Below are 12,297 nucleotides of genomic sequence, written 5' to 3'. Positions count from 1 at the left end.
CTCCCAGCTAAGCAACAATTTCAGGACGGCATATCGTCCTGGATGACACGGTCAAGCAACGGTGAAAAACGGCGAATAACATCGGATGTGATCAGGCTGAAGTCCGTCATGATGGCGCCATCTAACGCGTGTTGGCAGCGATCGCGGCATAGCGCCTCACGCTGTGCGAGTTTTGGCACAATGACGGATAACAGAGACTCGGCTTTCTTAATATTGTCGGCCATCTGCTCACTGACCATGGAGGCATTCACCGCCTCATGGGAGGTATGCCAACAGTCATAATCGGTCACCATCGCGACCATGTTGTAGCAAAGCTCGGCTTCGCGGCAGAGCTTCGGCTCAGGCATGGCGGTCATACCAATGACCGTGCCCCCCATTTGGCGATGGAATGCGGATTCCGCTTTGGTTGAAAAGTGCGGCCCTTCCATCACGACATACAGTCCCTTTGCCAAATGGGGAATGGATAACTCACCCAATGCGTCAACCAACAGCGAATGGTTATCCGTGCAAACCGGCTTTCCAAAAGGAACATGCGCCACAACCCCTGAACCGAAAAAGGTATTCACGCGGCGGTATGTCCGATCGATATATTGATCGATCGCGACAAACGTTCCAGGAGGTGCCTCTTCGACCAGACTGCCGACGGCGCTGAATGAAATGACCTGTGAAACCCCCAGCGCCTTGAGTGCAGCAATGTTGGCTCTGACGTTAATTTCCGAGGGCAGCAGCCTGTGGCCGATACCATGCCGGTTGACGATCGCCACCGGCACCCCGGCTATCTCGCCGAGCGTGATGATGCCGGAAGGGTCGCCGAAAGAAGTCGTGACGTTGATGCGTTCGGACGCCTCGATGATCGACAGGGAATCCATGCCGCTGCCGCAGATAATCCCAATACGGGGTGGCGTAGTCGTTCGTTGATCAGTCATTAATCGTTCCTCTTTCCCTGTTTACTGGCGATTGAACAGCCGTGTTGACGAGCCGATGGTATAGCTCAGAGAGCGCTGCAGGTTGCCCGCCTGAACCAAAGATCATTCCCTTCGCGATGTATTGCGTGTATCGCGGTTCATTGACTTTCAGCGCCCAATCCACGGCGGGCATGTATTGATAGCGAACGGTGGGATAAATGTGGTGTGCCAGATGATAGGCGTCGGACATCGGAAATATCAGATATCGCTGAATCGCACCGAACACGCCGGAAAAATCCGTGGCGCGGCCATGTTCGTAATCATGAGCAAGCCGATAGCGGGTTGGAGTATAGGGGGTATGCCAGCGGTGCTTGGAGAGCAGCGACCACCATGAAAACAGCGGATAAATGGAGAAAATGGGAATCACCCACCCGACAATCAACGCCGCAACGCCGCCCACCCAAAGATAAAGCGCCACGACGCTTATCGTCACGACGGCGCGCAGCAGCGCAGTCTGCTTCGAGGTGTTTTCGCGGAACACATCACGGAAGTTGCCCTTGATGTTATTCGCCAGACCTTTAAGGCTGACCGGATAGAACAAGGCTTTGATGAACTGACCACGGCTGATGCCGGGCACCATGCCTGCGGCAATCACCCGCCGCAGATTCGGATCTTTACCTGGGACGTCCGCGTTAGGGTGATGTTCAATGACGTGCGTAATAAAGCGCGAATCCATATCCCTTTTCAGCGTAGGGAACTGGAAAAACGTGTTGGACAGGAACCACTGTAGCCTCTTCGAAGGGCACAGTGCCAAGTGCAAGGCATTGTGACCCAGCTCTTGTAGCGCTCTCATCCGCCCCGAAGTCACCACCGCCAGTAGCACACCGGACAGCACGTTATAGTCCGTCCAGCGGAAGAACAGCACGGCGGCAAAAATCTCTAGCCAGCAATAGATAAACGGCAGCGGCGCGAATAGCGTATCGAATCGCTTGTAATAGCTGATCTCATCTCTGTTACCGGGGCTAAGTTTGAATTTCGGCAGGATCCGCTCACCGTCGCGGTAATACAGCTTGATCGCCAGCCGGAAAAACAGGCTTAACGCGATCAGTACCACCATCACATCGAAAACACGATCTTGGTTTAACATGTGAAACCTCTCCATGGTATTGGCGAAATTAGCGGAAATAGGCGCGGTATACCGATGACAGATCCCCGAAAACAAACGGGTGAATCGCGCTCAGCCGCTCGTGCGTCTGATGGCCGTGAGAAACGGAGGCCATCTGCCAGCCGCAGGCATGTGCGACATCGATATCATGGTCGGTGTCACCGATCATCAGGGCAGCCGTTCCCGGATTTCCCAGTACCGAGTCTAGCTCTTCAGCAATACCCTGCTTGCCTTTAGCCTGGGTATTCGTGAGGCCAAACACATGATCGACCAGGTGATCGATGCCAGCGCTGGCAAGGTTATTCTGCAACGTCTCGTGCTGGCTGGCAGACAGCACGGAGATGCTCACGCCGGTACGTCGCAACATACTGATGATATCCACCGCCCCCTGATGGAGAGGACATTGGTTGATCTCGCTGTTGAAAATACTCAGATACGTTTGGATCAAATCGTCGAATCGTCCGCTCTCGCAGTCGATCCCGACCGCCTGATAGAACGATTGGATTGGGAACCCGAAATGCTCGCGATACCGTTTTGCATCGAGAGGTGGCAGCGTTTGTAATTCCCTCACCGCATTTAGCCCCTTCACCGCCAGCGCCAGGTCATCGACCAACGTGCCATTCCAGTCGAAAATAACGTGTTTAATCGCAGTGCTATCTTTCATCGTGATGTTCCTTATCGTATGGCTCGGGCAATGACGCTGGATAATGAGGCGCTGACTATGGGGAAGCGATAAAGCGTGCGCTGCACTTCTAGCAGGTTAGCGATCTTGAGGGTGGCGATCGCTACGCCCCGATTGTGGAACGACGCGGCGTGAACCAGACTGATATACCGCTCTTTCAGCGTATTTTTCAGATCGGCTTTTGTTGCCTGCTGGCTCAGGCTTTCGTCGCTTTTTTTAGCCTGTTGCCAGGAGATTTCCGTCGCCATCACTTGCGCATTCAGCACCTGTCGGGCGGGGATCGTGCGCCGGAGGTACTCAGGCAGGGCGCGATCCAGCGCGTCGGCTTGCAGGGCTGACACACTCATCCCCTGACTGTAGATAGGGTTGATGCTGCATAGCGCGTCTCCCACAACCAAAAAGCCATCAGGCCATGACGGCATCAGGTCATAGCGACGTCTCAGGCTGCACGGCATCTTGAACTGGTGAAACTCACTCAGCGGCTCCAGCTTGCTGACCTCATCATGGATATCAGGCACTGGCAGCTCGGCAAGGAACTGCATAAAGTCATGTTCATTGGGCTTGGGTGAGGCGCCAAACCAGCCTCCGGCAGTAACGATATACTTGTCGCCCTCAATGGGGCTGATAACACCCATGCTGCGTGTTGTCGGCAAATTGGGGGTGACCAGCAGCACTTTCCAGCCGGTCTGACGCTTTGGATCTTTCTTATAGACGCGCGACACATAACCGAGCTGATTCTCGACCTCTTCGCGCTGCACCTCACCGTAGCCTAACTGCTTCAGCCACACCGAAGCTTTTGAGTTTCTGCCAGAGGCATCCACCACCAGATCGGCTTCCAGCGCTTCCTCTACTTGCCCAACGCTCGCGACAATCCCCCGAACGGTTCCGTCATCATGAATCAGCTGTTTAACCCGACAGCCGTCCTTAATCGCGATATTCGGTACGCGTTTGGCCGATTGCCTCAGGACATGCTCAAGCAACGTTCTTGAGCAGTAGTGCGCGGTAATACCGGTTGGCCAGCGCTGTTTCCAGCCAATGCCGGCATAGCATTTCACGCCATGAGACAGATCGATCTCCTCAGCACCGGAGTGCAGCAGCTCGTTCTTAAAACCGGGATAGAAATTCTCGATAATCTGGACGCCACGGTTTAATAGCAGGTGCACATGATGTTCCTGCGGCACCGTCCGACGTGTGCAAGGTTCATCACTAAACGTATCCAGATCGAGCAGCACAACCTCTTTGAAGTGTCTGGCGAGCGAACGCGCAGCAAGACAGCCAGCGATGCTAGCGCCAATGACAATAGCCTTATCGGTACCACGTCTTAATGTCGTCATGACAGAACTTCCTCCGAATGCTCAGGTTGAAAGCGATTGAGTACCGATGCGATCACCGCGATGTCAGCCTGTCGGATATCCGGGTGAACAGGTAAGGTGGTGATGGTCGCCAGCATCCGCTCCGCATTCGGGCACGGCGTGGCTTTGTCACGTAAAACGGGATACTGGTACAGCGCCTTACAGTTATACAGCGCGATATCCGAAGGGATACCGGCGCGGGACTGATGTTCAAGTAAAGCGTCATTGTCGCCCGTGAGCGATCGCACGAGCAGTTTGGTGCCAGCGGGCTCGCCGCCAGAGATAATCGGTAACGGTTCAAGGTGCGGGTTGGTCAGCAATTTTCCGAGCGTCTGCATAGTAGACAGACGATGCTGCACATCCTGTTCCAGTCGATGGAGTCGCGCCAGCCCCAGCGCGGCTTGTAAACCGCTCAGGGAGAAATTCAAGACAGGATTACGAGAGGCGGTGAAATCACAGTGCGTGAACTGCTTTGCCTTCAGCGCCAGCTCGTCGTTATCCGTCAGCACCGCCCCGCCCTCGCCGGTGACCAGCGTTTTGCTGTGGTGTGTGGAAAACGTCGCCATATCGGCATATTTCCAGAGGAATTCGCCATCCAGCTTGGCCTTGTGCGCCAATGCGATATCCAGCAGGTAATACAACCCTTTCGCACGTGCAAACGCAGCCACCCGCTTCGCATCAACCGGATATCCCCACATCGGGATATCGATAATCGCTCTGGTTTTGCCGTCGATCATGCGTTCTGCCATAGCCAGATCGATGGTGAAATCATCCGGGCTGATATCGCAAAATACCGGTTCGACTCGCATAAACGTGAGGGCGTATACCGTGCACAGCGGACATGTCGGCGTTAACAGCACCTTGTCCCCCGGTTTGAGGCCAAAGGCAGACAGCGCGACAACGAGCGAACCATATCCCGATGATGTGGCAATAGCATGTCCTGCATTGAAATGCGTTTTTAGCTGCTGTTCGTATTGGCGAACGGTATCGGATCGTCCTCCGATACCGCTGTTCAAGGCGGCCAGCACAAACGCCTCTTCGCGGGTGCCAACAGGGTAAAAACTGTCTTTAATGGCGGGGGCGCTGCCGACAGCGTCAGCGTCCACAGCGGGTGACAACGATTCACTGGCGGGGTGTTGGCCATCCGCATCTATTCGGGAATCTGCCGCGCTATACGCCACATTTTTTGCCATCAGCGCCTGTAAGCGATGCCGCCCGACAGCACACTGGATGCCGCTTATCTTGTGATTAACGCCTACATTTATCCCATCCAGATCGGAGAATTGAGAGTAGCTTTTCGCTCGGCGGCCCCATTCTCGATGGCGAAAAAATACGGCTCCACCTTCGCCCGTAGAAATGGCGGAAACGCCTTCCCGCAAGGACAAAAGCCCGACATCGAATCCCTCAACGATCTGCCGGTGGTCAAGCATCGTGCCAATAGAAGCAGTCAGTTCGACAATCGTGACCAATTGCTTCGCCCGGCTTATCGCAATGACGTGAGCGATATCCTGATGGTATAGAAAAGAGGAAGAAACCAGCACGGCTCGGGTTCTGTCACTGAATCGCTGCTCGAACGAGGCCAACTGTACGCCCAGCGTGTCAGCCTCATCATCCGCGGCTACCGGAATCAACCCCGCATGCACCAAAGGCGACGTGACCCATGCCGGAATACCTGGGCCCACGATCACCTCATCGCCGGGCCGGAGATCAAGGGCGCCGAGCATGACGCTGACGCCTCCGGTATCAGACGACGTCCCTACACATGTTGCAAACCCAGCCCAGTCAGCCAGTTCAGATTCAAAGCGCGCGACCGTGGCAAGGGAGGCATCCATATCCCCCGCCGCCACCGCAATAACGGCGTCCAGTTCACGCTTTCTGGCCTGTACAGGATCGTTGAGATCGTTTGAAAAGATCGCGTCGTCCATTACCTCTTCCTTAGGCATTGAAGTTGTCGTTTACGACACTGACGATGTAATCGATATCGCTATCGTTGAGCCCTTCATGGCAGGGAACGGTGAAAATAGTTTCAATGATGTGTTCTGCATTGGGACAAGGTTCTGCGTATGGCGTAAAAGCCGGTTCGCGATAAAGCGGTTTGTATTTGTATCGGGTGGTGTCGGACATCACCCCCTGAGAAAACATGCGGTTACCTTGTTCAACGCTCGCGCCGTTGAGGTTATGGTAGACCATGGAATAGCCATTGATCTCTGCCCCCTGATAGCGGGGAAATTCCTCTATTGTCGGGATAGCCGACAGCGCCTGTCGGACTTTCTGCACGCGCTCGCGGCGATCCGCAATTTTTCGATCGAGTTTCTTTAACTGATTGATACCCAGCGCAGCGCATAGCGGCGGCAATTTGAAGTTGGTGCCAATGTCTTCACCCAAGATGTAACCGTTGTTCCTGCTGGATGCTTTGAGCCCGTGGTGCTGCCATCTGAGCATCCGCTCATAGACATCATCATCGTTGGTCAGGCAGAAGCCACCCTCGCCCGTGCTCATCAGCTTACGTTCATGAGTAGAGAAACAGGAAACATCACCAAACGTCCCCAGATATTGTCCGTCAGAGGTGGTGCCAAAGGCGTGAGCGCAGTCCTCAATCAGCCGAATGCCTTGCGTCTTGCAGAAATCCACCACGGCACGCATTTCAATCGGATAGCCCCACATCGGGACGACAATCAACGCCTTAATCGGCTGTTCCTGCACGAGTTTGCGCAAGTGATCGAGATCCGGTGAAAAAGATAAGGGGGCGACGTCGCAAAAAACAGGCACACACCCCGTGGTGATAATCGGCAGGATGGTCATAATCGGCGCGGTAGGCGGCAGCGCAATGCGATCGCCAGGCTGCAAACCCAGCCCTCGAATCGCCAGTTCAATCGCCACGGTGCCATTGCAGCAGGGTAACGCCTTGGTTGTGCCAAAATAACGGGCGAGCGCGTGTTCATATTCCGTCAAAATGGGGGATTTACCCGAAAAGCTGGTGGTATTAAACGCAGACAGTACGGCGTCGTAATCGCTTTGGTCGAAATTGATATGAAGGTTCTGATAAGTTTTTTCGGTCATAAGATAATCCCTTAACGTTAACCTGAACTTAATAATTAACCGCTAACACGCGTTTGCACTGCTCTTCGATAGCATCCATGCAGCGATAGGTTTCAATCAGCGTTGACAGAGCCGTCTTGGAATCCCTGTCGCCTGCCTGAATGGCATTGATAAAATCGAGAATCTCGCCCGTGTACCCCGCTCTCGAATACCCTGACGACAGCGGACTGACGGCCCAGGTATCGCACCAGCGTTTGCGCTCACCTTTCAGATACGTTTTGTCCATATCTGCAACGCTAATCGTACTCAGTGATGTGCTCTTAATATGAAGCCGATCGTCGGCTAATACGTCTAAATCAAAAGTGAAGTGTGGCGAGGTATTACTGGTAATGAGCGTGCCGTGAGCACCATTAACGAACTCCAGTAATACGCTAAATATAATATTTCCGTCGCTGCTATTATCCGCCACCGATAATTTCTTGACCGAGCCACAGAGATGTATCAGGAGATCGAGGCCGTGAATAGTCTGTGCATGCAGAAAGGATTTCAACACGCTGTTATAATCCCAGAGTACAGAGACTGGTTTATTCGCCATTTGCCGTAAACTGATCATCTGTATTTTATCGTTATAGATTTGTTTAATACGTTCTGTTACATCGGCGAAACGAAAATTCATACCGGAACCGGTAATCACGCCTTTTCGCTTCGCCATTTCAGCAAGACGAATAACATCTTCCGAACGGGCCGCTACGGGTTTTTCTAATAAGACCGGAATGCCACGTTCTATCGCATCATAAGCTATCTGATAATGGGCGGAGGGATAACACGCTACGATAACGGCATCGAGTTTACATTTATCCATCATGTCACAATGATTACTGAATACCTTTGCTTCATCAAATTTAAACAGGGTCGCCGCTTCAAGACACTTTGCAGGGTCGGTATCACAAATCGCCGCAATTTCCACGCCAAATAATGCATTACACGCGGGTATAAGATTTTCACGAGCTTGTGCACCAAATCCAACGAATCCGATTTTCATAATACCTCCATTTTCTCTCTCAGTATTAAAAGCGATGGGAGCTGCGTGTAATCTTCGAGCCGATCAATGCTTATCCACTGTAGGTTTGTCGCCTCTTGCTCATTGATAACCAGCGGTACATGCCTGTCAGCCTGTAGCAAAAAACGAATGTCATAGTGGTAATGTTCAGGCTCTTTGGGATTGGCGGGAATGAGATGAATATCGATATCCAATATCTCATTAGAGACAACATTAACGTTGTCGATTCCTGTCTCTTCCTGTGTTTCTCGTAATACGGTATCGATAATATCGGCATTGCCATCACAGTGGCCACCGGGCGGCAACCACATATTCAATTTCTTATGTCTTAAAAGAAGGGTGTGTTGTCTTTCTTTATCCACAATAAAAGCCGTTCCAGTAACATGACCTTCTAATGTGGATCGTTCAAAGGGGTGGGACGTCGCATCAATAAAATATTGCAGACGTTTAGCATTCACATCATCTCTATCTGTTGTGATAGGAAATCGATAGCTGATTTCAGCATTAAGTTTCAGGATTACACTTTTGCCATCTTGCACGTTTATTCCCTCAAGCGTCTTATGACATATACTCTAAATAATTCGAGTTTCAGGCAGGCGGCAAGAGAAGGTATCCCGATGAGCTTACTCAAGTAAGTGATTCGGGTGACTGAACGCGGCCAACGCACATGCAACTTGAAGTATGACGAGTATAAAATGTCTTATTTACACAGCGAGATCCATTAACCCCGCATCAGTCTTTCCATATCACTGACAACGTCGTTATTACATAAAAACAGCAAGGCACATCAGATAGATTTATTATAGTTAAAACAATAATTAGACCGCTAATTTAAAACGTACTATGTTCTATAAAACCAATGACATAACAAAGACTAAACTTATCGCCTGAATTAAATAAAAAATAAATAAATAGGATGCATATTAAATATATCGACTTGTTATATGACAAATATAAGACAGGCTATACGCTCACTGTTACCCGCTTATTAATACGTGAGTAAAATATCAGAAAACAACCTATACACAATGGCGTTGCAACTTATTTTCACCATAAGAAAACATAAAAAATACTAATTTAATGATTTTCATTAACATTTTTGCTAAAAAAAATTGTAACCGCTTACCCCGTACGAGCAGTACGCACGGGGTTGCCGCTTTACCCCTGCTCAATCAACATCACCGCGCTCGTATCCGCCTCCAGCGCATCAAACAGGTGCGGGACGTCGGCGGAGTAGCTGATGTAATCCCCCGCGCTCAGTTCAACGGGCTGCGCGACAGGTCCAATTCTGGCGCGACCGCTGCTCAGGATCACGTGTTCAATCGTCCCCGGCCTATGCGGTTGAGAGACTCTGGCTTCCCCCGGCTGCACGTTAAGCCGATAAATATCACGCTGCGCGCCTGCCGGACACGCGGCCAGCAGCGTCGCAGCATAGTTTGCCTGCTCCGAATAGGTTGCCACACCTTCGTTAGCCCGAATCACCTGCACATGCTGACGAGACTGACCAATCAGCTGGCTGACCTGTACATCCAGCGCCATCGCCAACGCCCAGAGCGTTTCCAGGCTTGGGTTGCCAATCCCGGTTTCCAACTGCGAAAGCGTTGATTTTGCCAGCCCTGCACGCTTTGCCAGTTCGGTGACTGACAGATTTAGCCGCTCACGTTCCCGCCGAATAGCAACGGCCAACCGCGCGATGGGCGTAATCGCCTGCGCACCATTTTCCTGATTATCGATTGTCATATCGTTCACCATAATGACCATTTGTTCGACTTGACGAACAAAGGCATTGTGTTCATTATTTTGTCCTGTTGTTCATTATAAAAAATTTTGTTCGCTATAACAGCACACACTTTGCACAAATAGGCAGGAAAAAAATGACATCTCAGACTCGCGGCACGATAGAAATGGCTATCGCGATGATCATTTCTGGTACGGTTGGCTGGTTCGTTTTGACGTCAGGACAGCCAGCCATGACGGTAGTCTTCTGGCGCTGCGCGTTCGGCGCATTGACGATGCTGATCGTCTGCGGGCTATTGGGCTTGTTGCGACGGGGCGTCATTAACCGGAAGCAGGCTGGTATTGCCCTACTCGGCGGTCTGGCATTGGTGTTCAACTGGACGCTGCTGTTTGGCGCGTATGCACATGCGTCTATCGCCGTCGCCACTGTGGTGTATCACACACAGCCCTTTATGTTGGTGGGGCTAGGCGCGATCTTTTTCAGGGAAACGCTGACCCTCAACAAACTCTGTTGGCTACTGTGCGCCTTTGGCGGCATCGTTCTGATCGTCAGTGCGCAAACGGGAATCGATAGCGATGACAAAGGCTATCTGTCTGGTGTGCTGATGGCATTGGGTGCCGCGTTTTTCTACGCCGTGGCAGCCGCGATAACGAAAAAGCTGTCAGGGATCCCACCGCACGTACTCGTACTCATACAGTTGCTCGTTGGCGTCGTTGTCCTTGCCCCCTTCGCGGCAATACCTGCATCGCCTACGGCTTCACAGTGGGGAATGCTTGTGGCGATTGGTGTGATCCATACCGGGCTGATGTCGACGCTGTTGTACAGCGCGATCCAGAAAATCCCGACCGCGCTGGTTGGAGCACTCTCGTTTATCTATCCCGTTATCGCGGCACTGGTTGACTGGGCCGCGTTTGGGCACCGGCTAGATGCCATGCAGCTTGCTGGCGCCATCGCGATTTTGCTGTCCGCCGCCGGAATGACGTTTGGCTGGCGTATCACATTCAGCAGGCAAGGGGCTCGCCTGCGTCATGTGCAACGTTCAGGGGAAAAGCAGGCCGCCTCGCCTCAGACGCGGCCAAATCATGGTGATTAAAGTGCTTCCAGCGCCAGTAGCTCGTCCAGCGTCTGACGGCGGCGAATCAGGCGCGGCTCGCCATTTTCAAACAACACTTCCGGCAGCAGCGGACGGCTGTTGTAGTTAGAGGACATGGATGCACCGTATGCGCCGGTGTCGTGGAAGACCAGATAGTCGCCAACCTGCGCATCCGCGAGCGCGAACGTTTCCACGCCGCCGCCAGCCTGTTGGGTAAACACATCACCGGATTCACACAGCGGCCCGGCAATCACGCTGTCACGCAAGGTGGACTGGCTGATATCACGGCCGTCGCCCGGCAGCAGAGAAACATGGTGATAGCTGCCGTACATCGCCGGACGCATCAGGTCGTTAAACCCGGCATCAACCAGCACAAAGTGGCGGCTCCCCATGGATTTGACCGCCCGTACTTCCGCCACCAGCACTCCGGATTCCGCGACCAGAAAACGTCCTGGCTCGATTTCCAGCGTCACCGGATGGCCGAGATGTGCGGCAATTTTCTCACGCGCCGCGTTCCACAGGCCGTAATAGTGTTCGGTATCAATCGCTTCTTCGCCGTGACGATAGGGAATCGACAGTCCGCCGCCTGCTGAAATCGCCTCAATATCCTGACCCAGTTCAACGACCTGACGTACCATCGCTTCACACACCTGCTCCAGATGGCCGTAATCAACACCGGAACCGATATGCATGTGGATGCCCACCAGCTTCAGTTGGTAGCGCTGAATGTGTGCCAGCGCCAGCGGCAAATCGCCGTACCAGATGCCATGCTTGCTGTTCTCGCCGCCGGTATTGGTTTTCTGGCTGTGACCATGACCAAAGCCCGGATTCACGCGCAGCCACACCGGATGCCCCGGCGACTGCTGACCAAGCTGTTCCAGCATATCGACCGAACCGGCGTTCACCGGAATATTCAGCTCAGACACACGTTGCAGCGTCGGGCGATCCAGCAGATCGGCAGTAAACACGATCTCATGTGCATCGGTGCCCGGCACAAAGCCTGCGATCAACGCACGCTCGATCTCACCCAGCGATACTGAATCGACTTTCACACCCTGCTCACGCATCAGGCGCAAAATGTGCGTGTTGGAACACGCCTTCTGCGCAAAGCGAATCGTGTCGAACTGGCGCAGTTGAGCGATACGGTTAACGATGGTCTGCGCGTCATAGGCCCAAACCGGGCAACCAAAGCGGGCAGGCAGTTCACGCAGGCTTTGCGCGTTCAGAGCATGTGTTACGTCATTCAGATCGTGAGGCATAAAA

The 12,297-nt window shown here is 52.8% G+C and carries 11 protein-coding genes; 1 reads left to right on the top strand and 10 read right to left on the bottom strand.

Going from position 1 to position 12,297, the window contains the following annotated elements; genetic code table 11:
• Window positions 1–20: 20 nt before the first annotated feature.
• The 9 genes from mtnP to AB8809_RS04090 form a co-directional block, all read right to left on the bottom strand.
• On the bottom strand, window positions 21–926 hold the full coding sequence (mtnP, locus tag AB8809_RS04130) for an S-methyl-5'-thioadenosine phosphorylase (RefSeq protein WP_349854507.1): 906 nt from the start codon (window positions 924–926) through the stop codon (window positions 21–23).
• Window positions 919–2,052 carry a fatty acid desaturase gene (locus AB8809_RS04125; protein ID WP_225181987.1) on the bottom strand — a complete coding sequence of 378 codons (1,134 nt, stop codon included), beginning with the start codon at window positions 2,050–2,052 and terminating at the stop codon, window positions 919–921. The genes mtnP and AB8809_RS04125 overlap by 8 nt, the downstream gene beginning before the upstream one ends.
• A 28-nt stretch (window positions 2,053–2,080) precedes the next feature.
• The gene (locus tag AB8809_RS04120) at window positions 2,081–2,734 is read right to left on the bottom strand and encodes an HAD hydrolase-like protein (RefSeq protein ID WP_349854508.1); all 654 of its coding nucleotides are present in this window, start codon (window positions 2,732–2,734) and stop codon (window positions 2,081–2,083) included.
• 11 nt (window positions 2,735–2,745) lie between these two features.
• Window positions 2,746–4,086, bottom strand: coding sequence for an FAD-dependent monooxygenase (locus AB8809_RS04115; protein WP_349854510.1), 1,341 nt, complete (start codon window positions 4,084–4,086; stop codon window positions 2,746–2,748).
• Complete coding sequence (locus tag AB8809_RS04110; protein WP_349854512.1) at window positions 4,083–6,029, bottom strand: DegT/DnrJ/EryC1/StrS family aminotransferase; 1,947 nt, start codon at window positions 6,027–6,029, stop codon at window positions 4,083–4,085. Before AB8809_RS04110 ends, AB8809_RS04115 begins: the two co-directional genes overlap by 4 nt.
• 10 nt (window positions 6,030–6,039) lie before the next feature.
• Window positions 6,040–7,164: a DegT/DnrJ/EryC1/StrS aminotransferase family protein gene (locus AB8809_RS04105; RefSeq protein ID WP_015841620.1), complete on the bottom strand. Its 1,125-nt coding sequence runs from the start codon at window positions 7,162–7,164 to the stop codon at window positions 6,040–6,042.
• A gap of 28 nt (window positions 7,165–7,192) precedes the next feature.
• Window positions 7,193–8,185 carry a Gfo/Idh/MocA family protein gene (locus AB8809_RS04100; RefSeq protein WP_180778613.1) on the bottom strand — a complete coding sequence of 331 codons (993 nt, stop codon included), beginning with the start codon at window positions 8,183–8,185 and terminating at the stop codon, window positions 7,193–7,195.
• Window positions 8,182–8,742, bottom strand: coding sequence for an NUDIX hydrolase (locus AB8809_RS04095; RefSeq protein ID WP_015841622.1), 561 nt, complete (start codon window positions 8,740–8,742; stop codon window positions 8,182–8,184). Before AB8809_RS04095 ends, AB8809_RS04100 begins: the two co-directional genes overlap by 4 nt.
• A 619-nt stretch (window positions 8,743–9,361) precedes the next feature.
• A complete protein-coding gene (locus AB8809_RS04090; RefSeq protein ID WP_080516321.1) occupies window positions 9,362–9,955 on the bottom strand; it encodes a helix-turn-helix domain-containing protein in 594 nt (197 codons plus the stop codon).
• Between the two features lie 122 nt (window positions 9,956–10,077).
• Here AB8809_RS04090 and AB8809_RS04085 point away from each other — a divergent pair, with 122 nt between their 5' ends.
• The gene (locus AB8809_RS04085; protein WP_015841624.1) at window positions 10,078–11,034 is read left to right on the top strand and encodes a DMT family transporter; all 957 of its coding nucleotides are present in this window, start codon (window positions 10,078–10,080) and stop codon (window positions 11,032–11,034) included.
• On the opposite strand, the gene lysA is transcribed toward AB8809_RS04085, so the two are convergent.
• Window positions 11,031–12,293, bottom strand: a complete 1,263-nt coding sequence (gene lysA / locus AB8809_RS04080) for a diaminopimelate decarboxylase (RefSeq protein ID WP_205947633.1) — start codon at window positions 12,291–12,293, stop codon at window positions 11,031–11,033. The two genes, AB8809_RS04085 and lysA, sit on opposite strands and share 4 nt — an antisense overlap.
• Window positions 12,294–12,297: the final 4 nt, after the last annotated feature.

It is taken from the genome of Pectobacterium aroidearum, assembly GCF_041228105.1.
Lineage (GTDB): Bacteria > Pseudomonadota > Gammaproteobacteria > Enterobacterales > Enterobacteriaceae > Pectobacterium > Pectobacterium aroidearum.
Note: the sequence above shows the minus strand (reverse complement) of the source record. Positions and strands in the feature narration are given on the sequence as shown.